General features: G+C 42.5%; 27 protein-coding genes. 14 read left to right on the forward strand and 13 right to left on the reverse strand.

Features of this window, described 5'->3' with window-relative positions:
• Positions 1-6: 6 nt before the first annotated feature.
• The 8 genes from cydB to ACTJIX_RS10970 form a co-directional block, all read right to left on the reverse strand.
• Positions 7-1152 carry a cytochrome d ubiquinol oxidase subunit II gene (gene cydB / locus ACTJIX_RS10935; protein ID WP_004815815.1) on the reverse strand — a complete coding sequence of 382 codons (1146 nt, stop codon included), beginning with the start codon at positions 1150-1152 and terminating at the stop codon, positions 7-9.
• Complete coding sequence (locus ACTJIX_RS10940) at positions 1149-2774, reverse strand: cytochrome ubiquinol oxidase subunit I (protein ID WP_004815816.1); 1626 nt, start codon at positions 2772-2774, stop codon at positions 1149-1151. The genes cydB and ACTJIX_RS10940 overlap by 4 nt, the downstream gene beginning before the upstream one ends.
• On the reverse strand, positions 2774-2965 hold the full coding sequence (gene cydP, locus ACTJIX_RS10945; RefSeq protein WP_004893080.1) for a cytochrome oxidase putative small subunit CydP: 192 nt from the start codon (positions 2963-2965) through the stop codon (positions 2774-2776). Before cydP ends, ACTJIX_RS10940 begins: the two co-directional genes overlap by 1 nt.
• A gap of 456 nt (positions 2966-3421) precedes the next feature.
• Entirely contained in the window at positions 3422-4501 is a 1080-nt protein-coding gene (locus ACTJIX_RS10950) for a porin (protein ID WP_004893081.1), read from the reverse strand.
• Positions 4502-4816: 315 nt separating this feature from the next.
• Positions 4817-5230, reverse strand: coding sequence for an HIT family protein (locus tag ACTJIX_RS10955; RefSeq protein ID WP_004815822.1), 414 nt, complete (start codon positions 5228-5230; stop codon positions 4817-4819).
• A gap of 31 nt (positions 5231-5261) precedes the next feature.
• Positions 5262-5504, reverse strand: coding sequence for a YARHG domain-containing protein (locus ACTJIX_RS10960; protein WP_372510725.1), 243 nt, complete (start codon positions 5502-5504; stop codon positions 5262-5264).
• A gap of 109 nt (positions 5505-5613) precedes the next feature.
• The gene (locus tag ACTJIX_RS10965) at positions 5614-6486 is read right to left on the reverse strand and encodes an NAD(P)-dependent oxidoreductase (RefSeq protein WP_004815825.1); all 873 of its coding nucleotides are present in this window, start codon (positions 6484-6486) and stop codon (positions 5614-5616) included.
• Between the two features lie 55 nt (positions 6487-6541).
• Positions 6542-7639, reverse strand: coding sequence for an alpha/beta fold hydrolase (locus tag ACTJIX_RS10970; protein WP_004815826.1), 1098 nt, complete (start codon positions 7637-7639; stop codon positions 6542-6544).
• Positions 7640-7782: 143 nt separating this feature from the next.
• Here ACTJIX_RS10970 and ACTJIX_RS10975 point away from each other — a divergent pair, with 143 nt between their 5' ends.
• From ACTJIX_RS10975 to trpB, 9 genes are all read left to right on the forward strand, one after another.
• On the forward strand, positions 7783-8964 hold the full coding sequence (locus ACTJIX_RS10975; RefSeq protein ID WP_004815829.1) for an O-succinylhomoserine sulfhydrylase: 1182 nt from the start codon (positions 7783-7785) through the stop codon (positions 8962-8964).
• A gap of 29 nt (positions 8965-8993) precedes the next feature.
• The gene (locus ACTJIX_RS10980; protein WP_004815831.1) at positions 8994-9323 is read left to right on the forward strand and encodes a YbaB/EbfC family nucleoid-associated protein; all 330 of its coding nucleotides are present in this window, start codon (positions 8994-8996) and stop codon (positions 9321-9323) included.
• Between the two features lie 13 nt (positions 9324-9336).
• A complete protein-coding gene (recR, locus tag ACTJIX_RS10985; protein ID WP_004815833.1) occupies positions 9337-9933 on the forward strand; it encodes a recombination mediator RecR in 597 nt (198 codons plus the stop codon).
• 191 nt (positions 9934-10124) lie between these two features.
• Positions 10125-11267 (forward strand): ribonuclease D, encoded by a 1143-nt coding sequence (locus tag ACTJIX_RS10990; RefSeq protein ID WP_004815835.1) that lies wholly within the window; start codon positions 10125-10127, stop codon positions 11265-11267.
• A 151-nt stretch (positions 11268-11418) separates the two neighbouring features.
• Complete coding sequence (locus tag ACTJIX_RS10995) at positions 11419-11724, forward strand: YcgL domain-containing protein (protein ID WP_026056700.1); 306 nt, start codon at positions 11419-11421, stop codon at positions 11722-11724.
• 21 nt (positions 11725-11745) lie between these two features.
• Positions 11746-12129: a hypothetical protein gene (locus ACTJIX_RS11000; protein ID WP_004815838.1), complete on the forward strand. Its 384-nt coding sequence runs from the start codon at positions 11746-11748 to the stop codon at positions 12127-12129.
• A 21-nt stretch (positions 12130-12150) separates the two neighbouring features.
• Positions 12151-13002, forward strand: coding sequence for an AAA family ATPase (locus ACTJIX_RS11005; RefSeq protein ID WP_440611449.1), 852 nt, complete (start codon positions 12151-12153; stop codon positions 13000-13002).
• Positions 13003-13015: 13 nt separating this feature from the next.
• Positions 13016-14203: a vWA domain-containing protein gene (locus tag ACTJIX_RS11010; RefSeq protein ID WP_262478841.1), complete on the forward strand. Its 1188-nt coding sequence runs from the start codon at positions 13016-13018 to the stop codon at positions 14201-14203.
• Positions 14204-14311: 108 nt separating this feature from the next.
• Complete coding sequence (gene trpB / locus ACTJIX_RS11015; protein WP_008304195.1) at positions 14312-15520, forward strand: tryptophan synthase subunit beta; 1209 nt, start codon at positions 14312-14314, stop codon at positions 15518-15520.
• 107 nt (positions 15521-15627) lie between these two features.
• Here trpB and ACTJIX_RS11020 read toward each other — a convergent pair whose 3' ends face one another.
• From ACTJIX_RS11020 to ACTJIX_RS11030, 3 genes are all read right to left on the reverse strand, one after another.
• A complete protein-coding gene (locus tag ACTJIX_RS11020; protein WP_004815846.1) occupies positions 15628-16059 on the reverse strand; it encodes a CBS domain-containing protein in 432 nt (143 codons plus the stop codon).
• A gap of 87 nt (positions 16060-16146) precedes the next feature.
• Positions 16147-16530 (reverse strand): DUF2750 domain-containing protein, encoded by a 384-nt coding sequence (locus tag ACTJIX_RS11025; RefSeq protein ID WP_008304198.1) that lies wholly within the window; start codon positions 16528-16530, stop codon positions 16147-16149.
• Positions 16531-16680: 150 nt separating this feature from the next.
• Complete coding sequence (locus ACTJIX_RS11030; RefSeq protein WP_004815850.1) at positions 16681-16914, reverse strand: hypothetical protein; 234 nt, start codon at positions 16912-16914, stop codon at positions 16681-16683.
• A 219-nt stretch (positions 16915-17133) separates the two neighbouring features.
• Between ACTJIX_RS11030 and ACTJIX_RS11035 the strand changes: the two genes are divergently transcribed.
• On the forward strand, positions 17134-17493 hold the full coding sequence (locus tag ACTJIX_RS11035; protein ID WP_004815853.1) for a hypothetical protein: 360 nt from the start codon (positions 17134-17136) through the stop codon (positions 17491-17493).
• Between the two features lie 111 nt (positions 17494-17604).
• Entirely contained in the window at positions 17605-17928 is a 324-nt protein-coding gene (locus ACTJIX_RS11040; protein WP_004815854.1) for a hypothetical protein, read from the forward strand.
• 3 nt (positions 17929-17931) lie between these two features.
• Here the strand turns inward: ACTJIX_RS11040 and ACTJIX_RS11045 are convergent, their stop codons facing one another.
• Both ACTJIX_RS11045 and ACTJIX_RS11050 read right to left on the reverse strand, forming a co-directional pair.
• Positions 17932-19449: a M16 family metallopeptidase gene (locus ACTJIX_RS11045; RefSeq protein ID WP_005222350.1), complete on the reverse strand. Its 1518-nt coding sequence runs from the start codon at positions 19447-19449 to the stop codon at positions 17932-17934.
• Positions 19446-20831, reverse strand: a complete 1386-nt coding sequence (locus ACTJIX_RS11050; RefSeq protein ID WP_440611450.1) for a M16 family metallopeptidase — start codon at positions 20829-20831, stop codon at positions 19446-19448. The genes ACTJIX_RS11045 and ACTJIX_RS11050 overlap by 4 nt, the downstream gene beginning before the upstream one ends.
• Before the next feature lie 198 nt (positions 20832-21029).
• On the opposite strand from ACTJIX_RS11050, the gene ftsY reads away from it, so the two are divergent.
• From ftsY to ACTJIX_RS11065, 3 genes are all read left to right on the forward strand, one after another.
• Entirely contained in the window at positions 21030-22136 is a 1107-nt protein-coding gene (ftsY, locus tag ACTJIX_RS11055; RefSeq protein WP_004815860.1) for a signal recognition particle-docking protein FtsY, read from the forward strand.
• Between the two features lie 175 nt (positions 22137-22311).
• Positions 22312-23001: a nitroreductase family protein gene (locus ACTJIX_RS11060; protein ID WP_004815863.1), complete on the forward strand. Its 690-nt coding sequence runs from the start codon at positions 22312-22314 to the stop codon at positions 22999-23001.
• Between the two features lie 190 nt (positions 23002-23191).
• The gene (locus ACTJIX_RS11065) at positions 23192-23785 is read left to right on the forward strand and encodes a nitroreductase family protein (protein WP_004815864.1); all 594 of its coding nucleotides are present in this window, start codon (positions 23192-23194) and stop codon (positions 23783-23785) included.
• Positions 23786-23934: the final 149 nt, after the last annotated feature.

Raw genomic sequence — 23934 nt, forward strand, 5'->3', positions numbered from 1 at the left:
ACAGTCTTAGTACAGGCTGTGTGAATTCTCTTGAATGTGTTTGTTGGTGATTACGCCCCACATCTTGTAGTAACACCAAGTGGTGTAAAGCAGGATAATTGGAACAAAGATACATGCAGCGACAGTCATTACCGTCAAGGTATTTTTACTGGATACTGCATCCCACATGGTCAAGCTGGCAACAGGGTTAATGCTAGATGGCATTAAGAATGGGAACAGGGCAAAACCGGCAGTCAGGATTGCACCGATCACCGCCATAGATGAACCTAGGAAGCTCAGGCCTGCTTTGGCTTTAGATGCAGCCAGCACGACAATAATACCGCCAAGGATACCCATAATTGGCGCAATCATGGTAATTGGATAAGTTGTATAGTTATTCATCCAGCCAGGGTTGCTATTGATCAGTACTTCTTTAGCCAGTGGATTTGCAACACCATTGGTGTCATATGGAGTCACCAGTGTATAACCTTGAATACCGCCGAAATATAACCATGCGCCAGCAGCAAGGAAAGTCACCAGATAAACCAGTCCCATAATTTTGGTTGCTTGAGCAGAACGTTCACGTAATGCACCATCAGTACGCAGCATTAACCAAGCGCCACCGTGTGCGCACAACATAGACAAGCTTACAATACCGCACACTAAAGCAAACGGATTCAGAAGAGCGAAGAAACTGCCGGAATAAGTTGAACGAACAGTTTCATCTAGAGTGAATGGTACGCCCAGGAACATGTTGCCGAAAGCGACACCGAAGACTAATGCAGGAACCGCACCGCCAACAGCTAGGCCCCAGTCCCAGGAATTACGCCATTTGGTATTTTCCAACTTGGAGCGGTAGTCAAAGCCGACAGGTCGCAGGAACAATGCAAATAGTACTAAGAGTAGCGCCCAGTACATGCCAGAGAAAGCAGTAGCATAGACCATTGGCCATGCTGCAAACAGGGCACCACCTGCAGTGATGAACCAGACTTGGTTACCATCCCAGTGTGGGGCAATTGTATTGATTGCCGCACGACGTTCCTGATCATTTTTACCTACAAATGGCATGATCGCCATTGAGCCCATATCGAAGCCATCAGTCAGTGCAAAGCCAATCAGCAAAACGCCAACCAATACCCACCAGATAATTTTGAGCAGTTCATATTCAATCATGATTTCACCTCGCCAGTTGCACCTTCTGGAAGAGCTGCAGCTGCGTCTTCTTGCTCGGCAGTTACTTGAGAATTAGGTTTTTCGAAATGGTATTTGCCAGTATGTAATGAGCTTGGTCCCAGGCGAGCGAACTTGATCATCAGGTACATTTCAATGATCAGTAATACTGTGTAGAACGCTGCCAGTGCCAGGATTGAACCCATAACATCGCCTGTGCTTAAAGTAGATGCAGACAGGTGGGTAGGTAATACTTCACCAATGGTCCAGGGTTGACGACCTACTTCAGCCACATACCAGCCAGTTTGTGCAGCAATCCAAGGCAGTGGTAAAGCAAACAGGGCAAATTTTAATAACCAAGGTTTGTTTTCAGCATTGCGTTTCGCTACAGCAAAAGTCGCTAATACGAACAGCAGCAACATCAGGAAGCCAGAACCTACCATGGCACGGAATGCCCAGAACAGACTTGGTACATGTGGAATAGTGTCTTTGGCAGCAGCTTTGATGTGTTCGTCAGAAGCATCGACGACATTTGGAGTGTATTTTTTCAGAAGCAGACCATAACCAAGATCTTTTTGGGTATTTTCAAATGCTGCTTTTACTTCAGGAGATTGATCGCCTGCACGTAATTTTTCAAGCTGTTCGTATGCCAGCATACCGTTGCGGATACGACCTTCATGTTCAACCAGCAGGTCCTTGATCCCTATCACTGGAGTATCTATTGAACGGGTTGCAATGATCCCCATGACATAAGGAATTTTGACTGCATAATCTGTACGCATGGTTTCCTGATTTGGGAAACCAAACAAAGTGAATGCAGCTGGGGCTGGTTCTGTTTCCCATTCTGCTTCAATCGCAGCCAGTTTAGTCTTTTGTACATCACCAATTTCGTAGCCAGATTCATCACCTAGTAAAATCACTGAAAGTGTAGAGGCCAGACCAAAAACTGCAGCAATAGCGAAAGAACGGCGGGCAAAAGGCAAGTCACGTTTTTTTAGCAGATAGAAGCTTGAGATTGCCAGAACGAAAATCGCACCTGTTACATAACCTGCAGAAACAGTGTGAACAAATTTTACTTGAGCGACCGGGTTAAAGATCAGTGCACCAAAATCAACCAGTTCCATACGCATGGTTTCATAGTTGAATTTAGAACCCACCGGGTTTTGCATCCAGCCATTGGCAACCAGAATCCACAATGCAGACATGTTGGAGCCGAGTGCCACTAACCAGGTTACACAGAGATGCTGAACCTTAGACAGACGATCCCATCCAAAGAAGAACAGGCCAATGAAAGTAGATTCCAGGAAGAAAGCCATTAAGCCTTCAATCGCTAGTGGTGCACCAAAGATGTCACCTACATAGTGCGAATAGTAGGCCCAGTTGGTACCAAACTGGAATTCCATGGTCAGACCGGTAGTTACCCCGAGTGCAAAGTTAATCCCGAAGAGTTTCCCCCAGAATTTGGTCATGTCCCGATAAATTTCCTTACCGGAAATCACATAAGTGGTTTCCATAATGGCCAGGATAAAGGCCAGGCCTAAGGTCAACGGAACGAAAATAAAATGATACATCGCAGTCATAGCAAACTGGAACCGCGAAAGATCGACCACGCTTTCAGCAATCATCAACGTGTCTCCTTGATTTGGGAAGGACTGCCGGCAATACGCTCGGCAACTTGAGAGTCAAAATTTTTGGGAATCGTAGGCGCATCAAACCAAATATGTTTGATTGTCAGTAGTAGAATGACCTTGATGATTAAAATCAAAGTGATCTCTCTTACAACTTTTTGATTTAGATTTTCTGGAACTAAGCTCATGTAAATAAGCCTGTCTTTATAACGTGTTAATTTATTATTAATCTAATATGATAAAAAATAAATAGACTAAACAGTTTAAATAAACATATATTTATAACTATTTGAATATTAAATAATTAAAATTATAGTTTTTTAAAGAATAATCAAAATATTTGTGATTATTTTGTGTAAACATAATTATTTTTAAATCCGACTTTTTTACTTATATTTAAAAATTAATATCCTATTAAAATGGTTGGATTAAGAAAAAAATAATATTTTAAATCTTGATTATTTTACTTGGTTTATTATATTTTTATTGAAAATGAGAATAGATTAAAATTTTAGGGATTAAAACGAGAAGGGTATTTCGTGGAATCTAAAGGTGAGGTGGATTCTTATTATTGAGAAAAAGCAGGCAAAAAAAAGAACATACATGCAGCATGTTCTTTTTAAGCTTTTGGAGGAGAGTAGAGCTTAGAAGTCGTAACGCATACCTACAGACAAGCCCATTGCAGTTTCACCTGCTGCATTTACACCTTGGGATGAACCTGCTTTATTACTACGTGCTTGTGACCAAGGTGTCAGGTTAGCAGCGTCATCATTCAGCATGGCTGCCAGGTTGCCATAAACGCGGAACTGTTTATCTAGGCGATGCTCTAAGCCCAATGCAAGTAAGGTTGAGTTAGCATCAGCTGTATCAATATCACGGTGGAAAACGTGACCGCGTAATGTATTTTTATCTGTTAGTTTATATTCCGCGCCTACACCGAAAACATTAGCATCCGCATTGGTGCCACTGCCATCATCCAGTGCAGTAAACTGGTAAAGTGCGCCCACATTCAGTTCAGGCGTTAATTTATAAGCTGCTGCTAAACGAATACCATCTCGTTCACCGCGGCTCACATCTTCTGCATAGTGCTCATAAGCAGCCGCGACATCCCAATTACCCGCGTTATAATTTAAACCTAGGTCATATGCTTGAGATTTTTCATTACTATCCTCAGTCGTATCATTGCTGATCATCGTGCCGTCATGTAACGATAAGGCTGCTGTTGCAGTGAAACCACCACCAAATTTTGGTGTTTTATACTCAATTGTATTCGGGTTACGTTCATCGAAGCGGTGATTGTAAGCACGAGTGATATTACGCAAGTCGCCGACCTGGTCACCAAAGAAGTTTGCCGAACCACGTGCCGCTTTAAATGGGCTGTCAAAACGGCCCACTTTAACTTGACCAAAGTTACCTTTGACTCCGACATAAGTATCTCGGGTAGAGAAGTTTATAGAATCCTCACTATCATCCGATCCGCTAGAAAAGTTGATTTGCTGTTCGATCTGAGCGAATGCAGTCAGATCTTCATTAATCTTGTGATCGACTTTAAAGCCTAAGCGTGATGAGTTTGAGGATAAAGCCACCTCATTATAGTCCTTGCCGTCATCCAGATAATCCAGAGAAACGTGTGCACGACCATATACTTTAACGTCAGCAGCAGCTGCCATTACTGGTGTTAAAATTGTTGCCCCAACTGCCAATGCGCAAAGAGTTTTTTTCATGTGTAGCTCCAATAAGACTTGTTTTGGTCCTAACAAGGATGTTGTGGTAGCTTTGTTAAATTTTGCTACCGTCCTGTATTGGTGCTAAGTATCGATTACAAATAAGACAATAAGATTAAGGAAATATTTCAAATATATTAAATGTTTCGTTATGTAAAAATATGAATAGTATATGTTTTATTTTAAGAAATTTATTATTTATCAATATATTAAATTGTTTTGTTTATCGGCTTTCATCAAGATTAATATTTTTCATTTTTGGGTGATAAAAAAAATGGAGCCAAAGCTCCATTTCTATATCGGTTTAATCTAGCATTATAACGCTGCTTTGATTTTCTCAGCTAGCGCCTTGATTTTCTCCTGATCACCCATGACCAAGGCATGTTTGCCCAGATTGTGCAAAGAGGTAGGAACCAGATGGAAATGTACATGGGGTACGGTCTGACCCGCTGCGGTACCTGATAATTGCATCAGCACGATACCCTCTACACCTAGGCCTTTTTCGATGGCTTTGGCAACCTTTTGTACGATCTGAATGGTATATGCAGCCACTTCAGGATCCAGATCAAGTAGCGTCACCGCAGGCGATTTAGGAATGACCAAAGTATGACCGTCTGCCTGAGGCATGATGTCCATAAATGCAAGAACTTGGTCGTCTTCATACACCTTGATTGCAGGCAGTTCACCGCGCAGAATTCGTGCAAAGATATTTTGATCATCGTAAGTCATGAGGGCATTCCTTGAGCGTCATTGAATTAAATTATTTACAGTTCAATTCTTTCTGACGATCTTTGATCGCGTCAAGACGTTGTTGCTCTTTTTCTGAAAATTTTGGCTTGGTTGTGTAGCAATTGTCATTACCATACTTTGCTTTGGCATCTGGATCTTTAAAACAGAAGCCCTTGGAAGCATAAATCACATCATGATCATTTTTCAGTTTTTTGCATTCTTGTTCAGAAGCTAAAACTGAAGTTGAAGCCCCTAGCAATGCTGCAAAACTCATCACTGTCGCAACAGTCAATTTTTTCATGCGGGTTTCCTCTGGTGTTGAATCATGTGTCTATACCTAAACACAATATTGGGTTTTGTTCTCACGATTCAATGGCGATATATTACTCAATAGTAATTTTACTCCATGATTCATACATTTTTATTGCAGCAGAAAAGTCACTATTTTCTTCTGCCTGAAGGTTAGCTGCCTGAATCAGGTTCTGGGTAAGCGATAGCAATGGTGCAGACAGCTTGGCATCACGAACCAGATCTACCGCAATCCCTGTATCTTTGGCAAGTAACGGTAATGCAAAGGTAAGCGGGAAACTGCGGTTCATAATACGCTGCGGCATCACGGTCTCAGTTACGTTACTTTTACCGCTTGATGCATTAATACATTCCAGTGCTTCATTCAAACTTACACCATGCGCTTTCAGCGTCATAAAGCCTTCTGCAACTGCACACAGGTTTACAGCCATTAACATATTATTGACTGCTTTCACTGCAAAGCCCGCGCCAGATTCACCAACATGCTTGATCAGCTTGCCGAAAGCCTGAATCGCGGGAAGGGCTTGTTCAAAACCTGCTGCACTACCACCAATCATAACAGTTAAAGTGCCATTTTCAGCACCGATCGTCTGACCGCTGACGGGTGCATCCAGAAAAATCACGCCTTGATCTGCTAAAGTTTCTTCCAGACGACGAGCTGCATCAGGTACACCACTGGTGCAGTCGACCCAGATACTGCCTGCTTTTAATTCCAGACCTTGGACTAAAGCTTCAACATCAGCACTGGTGGGTAAGCAAGAGAAGATTATATCTGCCTGGATGGCCTGTTCCAGACTTGCTGCCTGTGTACCATATTCAGTTGCATGCTGCTCTGCCTTGGTAGCAGTACGGTTCCAGACATAGACCGTATCAAAATGCTTTGGTAAATGCGCAGCCATGCGATAGCCCATAGCACCCAAGCCAAGAAATGCAACTGATTGAATCATGATAACCCTCAAAATCTTTTAATTAAAAATTATAAGCTTGAGGGCATCTCTCGAATTATTGCGCTAGTCGAGTAGAACGCTGCTCAAGCCAGGTGGTTAGTTTAGGCCAAAAAGTGTTGGCTGTCTTTTGATTTGACATTAAACCAAGGTGCCCACCTGGAATCATGGTAAAAGTAATATCTTTGCTGCTGGTCAGCTGGGTGAGTGGTTCTGCAGCTTCTCGGGTAACAATCTGATCCGTCAAACCAGCACCGACCATGAGTGAGCAGGAAATATTTTTTAAATCAATCTTATTGCCATGCAGATTAATCGAACCATCTTTAAGAGGATTCTGTAACCACAGGTGCAGCACCATATCCTGATTGACTCCACCCGGGTAATCGATCATTTTATTCAGGAAATGACCCATGGTGGCGTGTTCATAGACATAGTCGGGTTTTTCCAGATTCAGCAAAAACTGTTTCTGACTTTTAAACCAACCCACAGGATCCAGCAGTTTAAAGCCTAAGGCATTCAAAATACCTGGCGTATGAATATAGTGTTTGGGGATTAATCCCTTATGTACGGTATTTCGCAGGGCTGGATTTTGTGAAATCAGTTTATTGGTGGTTTCAAACAGTTTACCGATGCGGCCAGAGGCATAGCTGTCAATTGGACTGCCCATTACCATCAGGTTTTTCACATGCTCTGGAGAGTGTAGCGCAGTATATAGGGTGACAAAGACACCTGCCATACTCCAGCCATGCAGGGAAATATAGGGACTGTCTGCATGTTCGCAAATATGCTCTATGGCATCTGGAATGGATTGATCGATAAAGGACAGAAAATTCAGCTCTTTGTGTTTGAAGCTGAAACGGTTCCATTCCACCAGGTATACTTCAAAACCGCTATGCTGGAAATGCTTTACTAATGAACGGTAGGGATACAGATCATAAATACCCATGTTAATCGCCAGCGGCGCAACAAATACCAAAGGTTCCTTAAACTTTCTTTCAGGTGCTGGATAATGCCGGACTTTATATAATTCAGTTTCCTTGATGTACTCAAACGGGTTTTTTTGAGACAGCACCAGTGAGGAGCTGTTGAAAAACCGCGCACGCAGGTGCTTGAGTTTTTTCTGTTGACGTTGCAGATTTTGTTTTAACTGAATCATAAAGATAAATTGTCCGTGTGCGGTAGGGAGTGATCGAAGTCTAGGCAATAATTGCTTATTATGCCTTGACCTGAAATAGCATAGGCGCTCAAAATGTTGGCAATTTTTTACAACAGGCAGTCCGCCAGGGCTGAATTAGAGCGATGAGCCAACAAGACGATTATCAATTAGATACTTTAGCCATCCGTACAGGTCATACACGTAGCTTTGAGGGTGAGCACGGAGAACCGATCTTCCTGACATCTTCTTTCGTCTATGAAAATGCGGCCGAAGCGGCAGCAAAATTCTCAGGTCAGGAACCTGGCAATATTTACTCACGCTTTACCAATCCTACGGTCGCAATGTTTGAAAAACGTCTGGCTGCGCTTGAAGGTGCTGAGCGCGCCGTAGCGACCAGTTCGGGTATGGCTGCGATTATGGCAGTGGCAATGGCCTTCCTGAAAGCAGGTGACCATGTGATCTGTTCACGTGCAGTATTTGGTTCTACGGTTTCTCTGTTTGAAAAGTATGTAGGCAAGTTCGGTGTGGCAGTTGATTTTGTGGACTTGACCGATGTCGATGCCTGGAAAAATGCAATCAAGCCCGAAACGAAACTATTCTTTGTAGAATCTCCGTCAAACCCACTGGCTGAAGTGGCTGATATTCAGGCGCTTTCAGATCTTGCACATGCTCATGATGCATTACTGGCAATTGATAACAGCTTCTGTACACCTGTATTACAACAACCAATCAAATTTGGTGCTGACCTCGTTGTATATTCAGCTACGAAGTACCTGGATGGGCAAGGTCGTGCATTGGGTGGTGCAGTTGTCGGTAATCACAAATTGCTTGAAGAAATTTTCGGTTATGTGCGTACCACAGGCCCATCTATGAGTCCGTTCAATGCCTGGGTGTTCCTAAAGGGTCTGGAAACCTTACGTCTGCGTATGCGTGAACACTCCGCAAGTGCACAGAAACTCGCTGAATACTTAAATGCACATCCAAAAGTAGAAAAAGTGTACTACGCAGGTCTGCCTGAGCATGTAGGTCATGAACTGGCGGCAAAGCAGCAAACCGGCTTCGGTGGTATCGTATCATTTGAAGTGAAAGGTGGTCGTGAAGGTGCCTGGAAAGTCATCGACAATACTCAGTTTATTTCCATCACGGGTAATTTGGGTGATGCGAAATCAACGATTACTCACCCGGCAACGACAACGCATGGCAAACTTTCACCTGAAGCAAAAGAAGCCGCAGGTATTCGTGAAGGTTTAATTCGTGTTTCTGTTGGTTTGGAAGATATTGATGATATTATCCGTGACATTACACGCGGTTTAGATCTAATCTAATTTTTATAAATTTATGTTCGGAGATTTTTATGAACATTAACATGTTGATGCAGCAAGCTCAGCGCATGCAAAAGGAAGTAGAAACCAACCTGAAAAAAGCCAAAGAAGAGCTTGCGCTGGTAGAGGTTCATGCTGAAGCGGGTGGTGGTCTGGTAAAAGTAACGATGACTGCACGTAATGTGGTAAAACGCATTCAGATCGATCCAGAACTTCTACAGGATGATCCGGATATGATTGAAGATCTGATCGCGGCTGCAATGAATGATGCGGCACGCCAAGCTGAAGCAATTTCAGAAGAACGTATGAAGTCTGCAAACCAGGGCATGGGCTTACCTCCAGGTCTGGCTGGCCTGTTCTAAGGAAATTTGCGCAATGTTTAGTGATCGTTTTGATCAACTGGTTCAAGCATTACGCATCTTGCCAAGCGTTGGGCCGAAATCGGCTCAGCGTATGGCATTGCATCTGATCATGAAAAACCGTGAAGGTGCGATTGGTCTGGCACATGCATTGACTGAAGCGACCAACCATATTCATGAATGTTCAATCTGTCATTCACTCACTGAAGATGAAGTCTGTAATATCTGCACCTCAACTGAACGTGATGATGAGCTGCTTTGTGTGGTGGAATCACCAGCGGATGTGATGGCTATTGAGCAGAGTGGCAGTTTTCGTGGTAAATACCATGTATTGGGTGGACATTTGTCACCACTAGATGGAATTGGGCCTGAAGAAATTGGGATTCCATATCTACTCGAGCGTTTAAACAGAGGTCAGATTCGTGAAGTGATTCTGGCTACGAATGCAACTGTAGAAGGACAGGCGACTGCGCACTACCTCATGGAAGCCAGCAAGCATTTACCGATTCAGATTACCCGGATTGCCCAAGGTGTACCACAAGGTGGTGAACTGGAATATGTAGACAGCCATACCTTAAGCCAAGCTGTACATAACCGCATGCGGATGAAATAAACCTGTTTCTCTGCATGCGTTTTACTAAAGAGAAGAACAAGTTAGAAAAAATACAAGAATATTCATTTAATTTATCGATATTGTTATTGCGAAATTTTATAGCTAAATGTTTATTTTTTTATCATAAATATTATAAATATCAGTTAAGATAACTATATTCGGACATCCACATTACGCTGATTCAGTCATTTATGTTTCAATTTATTCAAGATCAAGCTGGACTCGATCAAGTACTCGCACAAATGGATCAAAGCTCGGTTTATGCTTTGGATACAGAGTTCATCAAGGTCGATACTTTATGGCCGAAACTTGGTGTGTTCCAGATTAATGTCTGTGGCAATGTCTATCTGCTCGACGGCACAACGCTGGATCTGACCGAGTTCTTCAAGCGTCTCTTTGCAGCACAACAGAACATTTTCCATGCCTGTGGAGAAGACATTGATCTGATCTATCACTATACCCAGCAAAAATCTCTAAGTAATGTTTTTGATACCCAAGTAGGGATGGCGTTTCTGGGGCATGGTTTGCAGGTCAGCTATCAGAATGCCTTGAAGCAGATGCTGGATGTAGAAATTGAAAAAGATCAAACCCGTTCAAACTGGTTGGCACGTCCTTTAAGTCATGAACAATTGTTGTATGCAGCCAATGATGTGCATTATCTGGTGCACTTGGGTGATCAGATCAAGCAGGAGTTGAAACAAAAGCACCTGTTAGACTTGGCACTGGAAGATTGCCGCTTCATGACCCGGGAAATTGGCGAGGAAACACCAACAGCCTTGTTATATCAGGATGTTGGCAACTATCGTCATTCACGCCGTCAGCTGATGCAGCTACAGCAGCTTGCAGTATGGCGTGAGCAGATTGCCAAGGCACTGAATATTCCGCGCAGTTTCATCATGAAAAACTCTGCCATGATTAATCTGGTGGAAAAGAACCCTAAGAATATGTTCCAGCTCAGCACTGTGAAAGATCTGCGTGCCAATATTATTCGTGATCATGGCAAGATGATTCTGGATTTGCTGAAATTTTTGCCAGATCAATCCGAGTGGCCATTACGTCTGGCACGTCCAATCCGTCATTCTTCAAGTGAAGTCGGTACAAAAATTGATGCCATCATTCAAAATGTTGTAGATGAAACTTCCATCCCGAAAGAAGTCCTGATGCGCAAAAAATGGATGAATGCGTTGTACCAGCATGTTGTTTTCCACAATGATGAACAGGATTTGCCGGAATTTTTACTTGGCTGGCGTTATGATCATCTGACCAAGCCCCTGGTTGAGCTGCTACGTCAGGATGAATCCTATCTTTCTAGACAGATGAAAGTTGTCGACTAAAGCCTGGATAGAAACTTAACTGCAAAACTGATTAAAGAAAGAGCAATTATACAAAATCACGACTGATGCGTTAATTATGGCTAATGCCTCAGGTGACGTTTTAAGGTATCCTTGCTACTGATTTTTCTAAATTGTTGTCTAAATCAAAATCATGCAAGTGTCTATCTACAAATCGAGCAAAAAGGATGAAATGTACCTTTATGTGGCTCGTCCAGCTGAAGAAAATGAAGCTGAAACTTTCGATCCACTTCACGTACTGGGCGAAGCTGTCCGCGTAGCATTTGGTCGTGCGACTTTTGTCATGCATCTTGAACTGAGCGAAACCCGCAAGCTGGCACGTGCTAATGTGCTGCACGTGATCGACTCGATTGAAACCCGTGGTTTCTTCCTGCAAATGCCGCCTGAAGGTTTGATTAACCCGAATGCTGTAGAACCAGAAGGTCTTCGTGGTGCTTAATATTTATTCAGGAGTTGTGAAATGAATGGTTATGTAACTGTATTAGATTCAATTCCTGAAGAATCGATTGCCATCGCGGTATACCTGATTGGCAGTATAATTGCACTGTTGTGCTGGTATGGCGTGACTAAGCGCCTGCCAAAACCGGCAGGTGGCTTTCTCTGGATTTTAGTGTTTGCCATCCTGCTAACGCCGACAGTATCCGAAGGCCCGAATGCCTCATTAGCCCCAGCGATTTTCGGACTGATATTTGGTGTATTGACCAAGGAACAAGAACTGGTCTGGATCAATGCCTCACTCATTCTGTTTGTGATTGGTATTGCTTCACTGATCGGCTATTGCTGGTCAAGCTATGTAACAAATAAAGCAAAGATTGCTGTAAACAAAAAAACTTCACCACTGTAAATAAAAAAATAAGGTTAAATCATGTCTGTGGATCATCAACAGTTTTCTGGTACAAGTCAGTATATTGCAACTGATAGTTTAAAATTGGCTGTCAAAGCCGCACGCAGTTTACAAAAACCGCTGCTGGTCAAAGGTGAGCCGGGCACAGGTAAAACCCTGCTGGCAGAACAGGTGGCTGAAAGCCTAGGAATGAAGCTCATCACCTGGCACATCAAGTCCACCACCAAAGCCCAGCAAGGCCTTTACGAATACGATGCAGTATCGCGTCTGCGTGACAGCCAATTGGGCGATGACCGTGTCTATGACATCAAAAACTACATCAAGCCAGGAAAACTGTGGGAAGCATTTAGCAGTGAAGAGCGCTGTGTATTGCTGATTGATGAAATAGACAAGGCAGATATTGAATTCCCAAATGACCTGTTACATGAACTCGATAAGATGTCGTTCTTTGTGTATGAAACAGGCGAAACTATTACTGCAAAACAGCGTCCAATTGTCATCATCACCTCAAATAATGAAAAGGAATTGCCGGATGCTTTCCTGCGCCGCTGTTTTTTCCATTACATCGAATTTCCTGATGAAGCAACCATGCGTGACATCATTGATGTGCATTTCGAGAATATTTCAGCAACCTTGGTAAATGAGGCATTGCAAGTATTCTTTAAATTACGTCAGGTTCCGGGCCTGAAAAAACCACCTTCAACTTCCGAATTAATTGACTGGTTAAGTCTGTTAATGGCAGATGATATGCCAGAAGATGTATTGCGTAATGCCGATAAATCTAATGCCATTCCACCGCTGTATGGTGCGCTGATCAAAAACGAGCAGGATGTCCAGCTGCTTGAACGCCTAGCATTCATGTCACGCCGTTAAGGGAGAAACACGCATGTTCGTGCGACTGTTTTATACCTTACGCAAATACGGCGTACCGGTATCGACCCGTGAGCTGATTGATCTGAATCAGGCAGTTGCCGCAGGACTGGTCTTTGCCGATCAGGACGAGTTCTATCAGCTGGCCAAAACCGTCATGGTCAAAGACGAGCGCTATTTCGATAAGTTCGATCGTGCCATGAAAGACTATTTTGATGGGATCGCCACTTTCGATCTGGATGAATTGCTGAATCAGGTGCATAAGCTGCCCAAAGACTGGTTTGATCTGGAACTATTGGAAAAGCATCTGACACCAGAACAGCGTGAAGAGCTGAAAAAAGCCGGTTCACTAGAAGAACTGATGAAAATGCTGGAAGAGCGCTTGCGCGAGCAGCATAAAAAACATCAGGGCGGCAATAAAATGATTGGTACTGGCGGCACTTCACCTTTTGGTGCCTATGGCGATCATCCTGAAGGTGTGCGTATTGGCGGGCCGGGGCGTAAGCGTTCAGCAGTCAAAGTCTGGGAACAGCGTCAATACCGTAATCTGGATGATGACCAAATTTTGGGTAGCCGTCAGATGCAGTTGGCACTGCGTCGCCTGCGTAAGTTTGCCCGTCAGGGTGCTGCTGAAGAACTGGATATTGACAGTACCATTCGTGAAACAGCCAAGCAGGGCATTCTGGATGTGCAATTGGTGCCGGAACGCCGTAATCGCATCAAAGTGCTTATGCTATTTGATGTTGGCGGCTCCATGGATGCACACATTACCCAGTGTGAGAAACTGTTTAGTGCTGCCAAAACCGAGTTTAAGACTTTGGAATATTTTTATTTCCATAACTGTTTGTATGACTATGTCTGGAAAGATAATTTTCGCCGTTCCAGCACCCGTATGAATACCTGGGATCTGCTGAACACTTATGGTCGCGATTATCGGGTAATCGTGGTTGGTGATGCCAGTATGGCGCCATATGAGCTGCATTCAGTGGGAGGCTCGGTGGAATATATGAATGATGAAGCAGGACAGGTCTGGTTACAGCGTCTGCGTCAGCATTTTGAAAAAACGGCCTGGTTAAATCCGGAAGAAGAGCGTTACTGGCACTATACGCAAACCATCGGATTGATTCAGCAGATCTTTGAAAAGCATATGTATCCAATGACCCTAAAAGGCATTGAAGATATAACCAAATATCTGGCGCGCTGATTCCATTTATCTATTGATGACTTTATTTATAGTTATTAGTCCTTTAAAACAAAACATTTTAATATAAAGTAGTTTTTATAAATTTAGTTCAGATTGTTAAGGATCGCTATGGATCATCAAATTAATGGTATTGCATTGCCAAATGAAGAGGGTTTTTTTGGGAACTACGGCGGTCAGTTTATTCCGCCAGATCTAAAACAGGCAATGGATGATATTAATGTTGCCTATCAGGAAATTCGTCAAACTGCTGAGTTTCAGAATGAATTAAAAGACCTGTTTGCAAACTATGTTGGTCGTCCGAGTCCATTATTTCATGCCAAACGTCTATCTGACCAACTCGGTGGGGCGCAGATCTACTTAAAACGTGAAGATCTAAACCACACAGGTGCGCACAAAATCAATCACTGTTTGGGTGAAGCACTGTTAGCAAAATACATGGGTAAAACCAAAGTGATTGCTGAAACAGGTGCCGGGCAACATGGTGTTGCTTTGGCAACGGCGTGTGCATTGGTTGGTATTCCATGTGAAATTCATATGGGGCAGGTGGATATCGAGAAAGAACACCCGAATGTGGTGAAAATGAAAATTCTCGGTGCCAAACTGATTTCAGTCACTCGTGGTACAGCTACCTTGAAAGATGCGGTAGATAGTGCCTTTGAAGAATATTTAAAAGACCCGAAAAACTACATCTATGCAATCGGCTCGGTAGTAGGGCCGCATCCATTTCCAATGATGGTACGTGATTTTCAGTCGATTATTGGTGATGAAATCAAGGTACAAAGTAATGATCGTTTTGGTGCAAACCCGGATTATGTCGTAGCTTGTGTAGGGGGCGGTTCCAATGCGGTGGGCGCATTTACTGCGTTTTTAAATGAACCAGAAGTAAAACTGGTGGGTGTAGAGCCGGCAGGTCATGGTCTGGATACTGACAAACACTCTGCAACGCTGACTTTAGGTAAGCCCAGCCAGATTCATGGTATGGCATGTTATGTATTAGAAGATGAGCAGGGTGAACCTTTACCAGTGCATTCAATTGCATCTGGTCTGGATTATCCAGGTGTCGGTCCGCAGCATAGTCTGCTTAAAGATTTGGGTCGTGTGGAATATACGACGGCAACAGATCAGGAATGTCTGGATGCCTTTATGACTTTATCACGTGTAGAAGGTATTGTGCCTGCGTTGGAAAGTTCACATGCGGTGGCTTGGGCGATTCGTGAAGCAGGTAAATTGCCAAAAGATGTGAAAATTGTTGTGAATCTATCAGGTCGTGGTGATAAAGACTCTGACTATGTGGCTGAAAAGTTAGGTCTCAACTAATCTAGCTATATCTGTAAATAAAAAACCGCTCAAATTGAGCGGTTTTTTATGTTTATCATTTCTTTGTCAATCTAATGTCATTACAAAATGGCTTTTTGAATTAATATTTAACCCGAAATATATTGTTGTAGTTGATCAATCAAAATTTGCTGATCATTCATGGCTGCTTTAACTAAGTCACCAATTGAAGCCAATCCCACCAGTTTTCCTGCTTCTACCACTGGTAAATGACGCAAATGTTTATTGGTCATTAAGCTGAGACAGTCCGGCACAGAAGTGTGGCAATCTACCGTGATTACATTAGAAGTCATGATCTGGCTGACAGTCGTATCAAAGGAAGTACGTTCCATCAGCACAATCTTTCGAGTGTAATCACGCTCGGAAAGAATTCCGACCACTTTATCTTCTTCGACCACTACAATCGCACCGATATCTTTATCTGCCATTAAAGTAATGGCTTCAAGAACCGTTGCTTCTGGATGAATGGTATAGATTTCTTGAGAGGGCTTGTCTTTGAGTACTTGCGCTACATTCGTCATTATTAAGTCCTTAGCTGTTATTATTTATCCTGAAGTTTAAGCTGTTTATCTTCAGGTAATTGCTGTACTGACTCTATAAATAACATGTTATGCAGCGAAGTGCAGCCCTTGTCCTGAAAAAAAGAAATGACGCACCTGTCCAATTGTCAGCTTAATTTGTTTGCCACTGCCACGTACCAGGACAGGAGTGACATTCAGACGATGCAAGGTGGGTAACAGTGCCCGCTCAAAATCCTCAGGCGTGATTTTGCGCGGAGTATAATTTGGCCAGTTCTTTTTGGCGTAATTTGCCGCATGAGATGAGTTAAGCCAGAATGGGAACAGGGTTTCATCCTGATCGCGCATCATGCCCCAGCCTTCATGGAACAGTCCCCAAAGTACCCCGCAGTACATCATCGATTTCAGGATGGTGATTTTGACCGCAAGGTCTTTAGGCAGTGGTTGGATATCTTTAATATTTGGCATTTTCATTATGATCAAGCTATCGTAGAACAACGCTGTCATTTTAAGAAAACTATATGAAATTACTGTTTCAGCTTTGCAAGAAATCGTTATGTTAATGCTTCATCATGTATAAGTAATATTGTAAATATAAAAAAACGCCACCGGGGTGACGTTTTTTTAGGCTTGCATGGTGGCCATGTTTTGCCAGTATTGGGCTTTCATTGAGTCGCGCTCGACACGGAAACCTTGATAATAAAGTTCAGCTAAAAAAAGCGCCGCTTTACCATGGCCTGCACGTGCAGCATCTTCAAGTTGTTTGACAGCATCTGAAAAATTCATTTGTGACTGGATTGTATTCACAGCTTCAGCATACAGATGTTCAAGTTCATGTGGAGAGAATTGTTGAATCATATAAAAACTCCTTAATTTTAATTATGATTACGGATAGACTTTTTAGTCTAACTACAAATATAACTGAGTAATGTTAAACTAATATTACAGAATGGTTGAAAAGTCAATTATTTCATCGAATTTTATTTTTGTTATGTAGTTTACATGATTAAACTATCATCAAATATATTTTTTATTACTATAAGAAGTAACTATTAAGCTAACAACAAGGAGAATAACATGTCGCGCACATTAGATGGAATTGATTTTGATATTCCCCCGACAGCTGGCCAAGTAATGGCATTGGCGCAACTGCACCGGAAAAAATTAGATGCAGCTATTTTCCATAAAGAAATCCATCTAGGGGAGTATAGTCTGGCACAGCGTAAAGCAGTCTATGATTTTACCCGTCAGCTAGACGAGAATCAGCGTGAACAATTCTACAAACTTTATAATTCAGAACTGGTACGTCTTGCCGATCCCGACCGCCTGCACCCAGCCAGTGCAGAGTCTGGGCTGAGCAAGTTTGCTATCTTCCTGATTCTGGCAATTACTGCTGGTATGCTGGGAAGTACCGTTTTTATCGCTTTATTTAAATAGAACAGGCAATACTCAACTAAAGTAAGCCGTCTGCAAATCAGGCGAATTTCCGGTTGATTACTTGAACTTATTGCAATGCAGCCATACACTACTTTGAATTAGAGGTAGTGTATGGCTATTGACGTAGAAAAAATCAGGATATTTCTGTCCAAATTAACGCTGGAGCAAATTTATAACAGCGTTTTTATTTTTATTTTTTTATTTATTATGGTGCTGGCAAGTATTGCACTTTATCGTCCTGTCACTACGGTTCAATCTGAACAAATTCAGCAACTTTCCATACAGCAACAATTACCACAAACGCAAGATATGGCTATAGCCTTGCTTGAACGGCCAGCGGTTTATCGTGGACAATATCTTAAACTGATGCAGGCATACCAGCAGGAATCAGTCCGTGCACACCAGCTACCTGCAGTAAAAGCGGATCAGCCTTAAAATTTAAGGTGTGAGTATTAATTTTTCAGTCGTAACCGTACTTGTTAAATTCGCTTTTAAGACTGTTTTTAGTTTATCTTTATCCAGTGCCTGACTGACCACCACTACGGTTAAACGGTCTGGATGCAGATGTTTGTGTACTGCATTTTCTACATCTTTTGCAGTGATTTTGGCTAATCGTTCTGGATAGGTGGCGAGATAATCGCGCGGCTCTATATAAAATCCTATCGTTCCGAGCTGGGCGTTAATGGTGGCATTGCTACTGTAGTTATTTGGAAATGCCCTTAACATGCCAGATTTAGTTTCTTCCAGTCGTTTAGTATCTATCGGCTGATTTACAAAGCTAATCAATGCCTGATGCGCGACCTGAATACTGTCTAATAGCTGGTCTTGACGGGTCGAATAGCGGAAATTAAATACACCCGGTGCCTGAGTAAAGCTAAAAGTGCTATAGGCAGCATAAGTAAAGCCACGCTTGACTCTTAACTCCTGCATCAATACCGCATTAAAGCCACTACCACCAAATATACGATTCGCAACTTCTAAAGCCAGCCTATCTTTGTTAAAGCGACTGGGTCCGATATGCCCGAACATTACATGAGCCTGACTTGAGTTATAGGGAATATGGATTACCTCAATATCATTTTTTAGCTGTGGATCAGGCAATGACTTTGGTCGTGTGCCTTGCTTGAGATTTCCTGCAATGCGTTCTGACAGGTCTAAGGCCTCTTTGGGGCTAAGTTTTCCGGTAATCGCAATATTCATATTTTGCGCAACCAGAAACTGATCACGGAACTTCTTTAAATGTTCAGGATTTACTTTTTGAGTGCCGCCAATGGTACCTGTAATTGGCTGTGCGTAAGGATGCTGACCATATAGGGTTCTATAAAAGCGGATATCCATTAAGCGGCCTGGATTTTCCTGTAGCTGTTTTTGACCAACGTTGGTGTTGCTAACAGCCAGGCTGATGCTCTGATTTTTAAAGGAAGCATGTTTAAGTACTTCCATCATCATTGCCAATGCGGGTTCCAGTTTTTTCGGATCAGACATTACACGTAGGCGGATGACGAACATATCCCGATATGCCTGGGCACTAAATTGTGCGCCACTTTGATCAAAAACAGCCGCAATTTCCCGCGCAGTATATGTATCGGTTCCTTCCCGGATCAGTTTGGCTGCCATACTGGACAAACCAAACAAACCCTTCTGAATTTCCTCATCCCGTGCTGCACCAGCATTAAAGGTTAGTTGAATATCGACCATCGGCAGATCTTTGGTTTCGACAAACAGCGTACGTACTTTGTAGCGATTATTCAGCTCATGTACATAAGGTGCCTGAAAATGTCTTTCATTCTTGAGATTTTTTAAACTTTGTAGCAAAGGAATAGATTGCAACTGGGTGGGATTATCTTCCGGTATAACTTCTGTATTTTGAACACTTTCGGCCCAGACCACAGAAGCACAGTTCAACGCAACAATTAATAAACTATTCGAACATGCAGACTTGAACTTGATCATCATTGTGCTTTTGTTTCCGGTGCGAGGTATAAGGTGCTGAGATTTTCACGAATAAAATAGCTATTCGCGACACGCTGAATATCGCTCATACTGACATTTTCATAATATTTAGGAAGTTCATCCATCAGTCGGTAACTTAAGCCGTTCACTTCCAGATTGCCGATCATTTTAGCCTGACCAGCAATACTATCCTGATTATAAATAAGGTTGGAAACAAATCGGGTAGTGATGCGTTCAAGTTCATGCTTGGGAATATCTTCAGTTTTTAATGCATCAACTTCTGCCTGAATGGCTTTTTGCGCATCTTCAAAACTGATGCCATTTGCAGGTAATGCAGAAATACTAAACAGGCTGTCACCACGGTTATACGGATCATACGATACACTGACAGAAGTCAGTAGCTTGCGATCTCGTACCAAGCGATCTTGCAGCCGTGAGGAAATACCACTGTCCAGCAAACTCCGGATAATTGTCAGAGCATAAGCATCCTGCGGATTGATTGCTGAAGCCAGTGATTTGACATTCCAGGTCATGTACAGGTTGGGCACTTGCACATCGGTATTGATTTCCATGTGACGATAGCCCAAGTATTCAAACTCAAGTACATCATTGCGTTGCGGTGTGGCACGTGAAGGTGTGTCAGCAAAGTATTTCTGTACTTGTAACAGCGCTTGTTCAGACTCTACATCACCAACAATCACCAGAATGGCATTGTTCGGCGTATACCAGGTCTTGTACCACTGCTTTACATCATTAAGCTGGATATTGTTCAGGGTTTTCATATGACCAATCACCGGTTGGCGATAATGGCTGGTGGGATAACTGATCCATTTAAAACGTTCAAAGGCACGTGAACGAGGATTATCCTCGGTGCGCTGGCGGCGCTCTTCCATAACCACTTTGATTTCTGGCTCAAAATCCTTTTGACGTAGCAGCAGATTACTCATACGGTCTGCTTCGAGTTCGAGCGCCATCGGGAAGTAAGTCTTGGGATAAAGCTGATAATAATTGGTGTAATTGGTAAAGGTTGCAGCATTGATACTGCCCCCATAAATCCGGCTAATCCGTGTAAATTCATCGTTTGGAACTTTGCTGGTGCCCTTGAACATCATATGTTCCAGCACATGTGATATACCCAGAGTGTTACCGGATTCATCCGCACTGCCGATTTTATACCAGATCTGGGTCATGACCATCGGCGCACGGTGATCTTCTCGGATAATGACTTTTAGACCATTTTTCAGGGTGGTTTCAAAGGTACTACGCGTCAGTTCAGATTTGGATTTTTCTATAGTTTGTGCCTGAATCTGACTGCTGCTTAAACATATCAGTATTGTACCAAGCGAATACATGTATCGCTTAAACTGGATTGGACAGGCGTGCATAAAAATAAGTGATTTGAACACTGGATATTCCAAAATAAGCAGATGTATTTATAAGCCATTTTAAGAATTGTGCAATTGAAAGCAAACCGGTGCTGTTGCTTTTTGGTGTAGTAGAAATGGAATTTTAATCTAAAGCTAAAACCTTATAACTTATGGTAGAATCCCATTTTTTAACGCAATGCTTTTCAAGGATTCGGCATGCAACAGCAATCTAATGAGCAAAACAAATTTTTGATTGATGCTGATATCGGAGATGACGATGTCACATTACCGAGTTTACCTGCGGTCAATGTGCCAATTATAGAAACGCCACGCGAACAAGCCGTTGTTTCAGCGCCTGCCGCAACAGAAATACCGAGTGAAGAATCTGCTCCTAAAGGCGGTTTCTTTAGCCGTATGAAGGAAGGTTTAACCAAGACCCGCAAAAACTTTGCAGATGGTATGGTCAATATCCTCATCGGTGGTAAAGAAATTGATGACGAATTACTAGAAGAAGTAGAAGAGCAATTATTGGTTGCAGATATTGGTGTAGATGCAACCAAGACCATTATTGCCAATCTGACAGAGCGTACAGCACGTGGAGACCTGATTTACTCTCATTCATTATATAAAGCGCTTCAGGAAGAACTGGTGGCTTTATTGGCACCGCGTGTAAAACCGTTACATATTGACCCGAACAAAAGTCCTTTCGTGATTCTGGTTGTGGGTGTAAATGGTGTTGGTAAAACCACTACGATTGGTAAACTGGCGAAGCGTTTACAAGGTGAAGGCAAGAAAGTCATGCTGGCAGCGGGGGATACCTTCCGTGCTGCGGCAACTGAACAGCTGCAAATTTGGGGTGAACGTAATAATATCGCCGTAGTTGCTCAGGGTCATGGTGCCGATTCTGCTTCTGTCATTTTTGATGCTTTTGAAAGTGCACGTGCCAAAGGTGTAGATGTCCTGATTGCTGATACAGCAGGCCGTTTGCATAACAAGAGCCATCTGATGCAAGAGTTGACCAAAGTGAAACGTGTAATGCAGAAGATTGATGCAACTGCACCGCATGAAGTGATGCTGGTTGTAGATGCTGGTACGGGTCAGAATGCCATTAATCAGGTAGAAATGTTTGATGAAGCAGTCGGTCTAACGGGTATTACGATCACCAAACTGGATGGGACTGCGAAAGGGGGCGTGCTGTTTAATATTGCCAGCCGTACTCATGTTCCAATCCGCTTTATTGGTGTAGGTGAAAAGATTGACGATCTTCGTCCATTCTCTGCCAAATCATTTGTTGCTGCATTATTTGAAACTGAAAATAAATAATCGTGTAATAAGTCACATAAACTCCGCTTAGCGCGGAGTTTTTTGTTTTTAGGTCGATTGTTTGCTGTAAAAAGCAACAGGCTTGAAAGCTTATGTCATAAGCCTTTTAGTCAAAACCTTTACAATCAACAAGTCCACCTATTGGTAGGCATGTGTTGATTGGGGGAAAGTGTAAATGGCGTTATTAAATAAGATTGGGCATGTACTTACGGCAGACCTGACGAAAGATTTTAAATTTTCAAAAAAAAGCAAAACTGTACAGGGAGATGAGCTGACTTTTATTGATCAGCTGAAAAAGCGCCGTAGTATTTATGCTTTGGGGAGACGAGTTCATTATAGCCAGGCGTATATTGCTGAACTGATCCAAGCTGCGGTACGTAGTTGTCCTTCAGCATTCAATTCACAAAGTGCACGAATCGTGATTCTGTTTGGTGATTCACATTATAAATTCTGGGAAATCGTGAAAGAGGTCAAACGTCAGGAAATGCCTGTTCAGGTATTCGAAGGAATTGAAATCAAGCTTGATCAATGTGCTGCTGCCTTTGGAACTGTTCTATTTTATGAAGATCAGACAATTATTCAGCAGTTACAAAAGAAAATGCCAATGAGCGCTGAAGATTTTCCGGTCTGGTCTGAGCAAACTTCGGGTATGGCGCAGTTTGCTGTCTGGACAGCACTTGCAGATTCAGGATTAGGAGCATCCTTACAGCACTACAATCCAATGGTGGATCAGGCAGTTGCAGCACATTTTAAAATAGATGAAAACTGGCTGCTACGTGCCCAGCTTTGTTTTGGTTCTATTGAGCAGCCTGCAGAAGCCCGTCCAGATCCTAACTTTCAGGATCGCTTCCGCATATTTACCTAAAATCATAAAGACCAAGAACCCGCTGGAAATGTTTGCCAGTGGGTTCAATACAAATATTAAACGTTAAAAATCCTCTTATTGTTCTATAAATAAAACACTACGTTTTTTATATACGCCTGTTTTTGGGTGATAAAAAGATTAATCTCTCTTTATCAACTTTGAACAAGACAAGATATACAAGAGGTTCTTCATGGCATTTTTAGATCAGATCAAACAACGTCGCAGCATCTATACAATTGGTAATAATGTAAGCCTAGATCAGACAGAAGTTGAAAATACAATTAAGGAAGCGGTACGTCATAGCCCATCTTCTTTTAACTCGCAAACATCCCGCGTGGTGATCCTGTTTGGTGAATCGCATCAAAATTTCTGGAATATTGTTCGTGATACTTTAAAGAAAATTGTGCCAGCTGATGCGTTTGAAGGAACAAATAATAAAATTAACAGTTTTGCAGCAGGTTATGGTACAGCCTTATTTTATGAAGATCTGGAAGTAGTGAAAGAGCTGCAAGCACAATTCCCATTATATGCAGATAATTTCCCGGTATGGTCAGAGCATTCTTCAGCAATTGCCCAATTTGCCACTTGGACAGCGCTGGCGGAGAAAAATATTGGTGCCTCTTTGCAGCACTATAATCCGATCATTGATGATGAAGTTTCGATTGCTTTTGATGTGCCTTCAAACTGGAAGCTACGTGCCCAACTCGTGTTTGGTTCGATCGAAGCACCAGCAGGTGAAAAAACCTTTATGGATGATGCAGAGCGTTTTAAAACTTTTAATTAATTGAGTTAAATAATAAAAAAGGAGTGCTTCGGTGCCATTGCTGTCCCACAATTTTTCACAAGAGGAAGCTCATTTGAGCTTCCTCTTGTTTTATGGGTATTTTATCGGGTGAAAATAAAGCTTTTAAAGTTCTTCTTTCAAACAAATTC

This window comes from Acinetobacter sp. 22323, from assembly GCF_052044895.1.
Classification (GTDB): domain Bacteria; phylum Pseudomonadota; class Gammaproteobacteria; order Pseudomonadales; family Moraxellaceae; genus Acinetobacter; species Acinetobacter schindleri.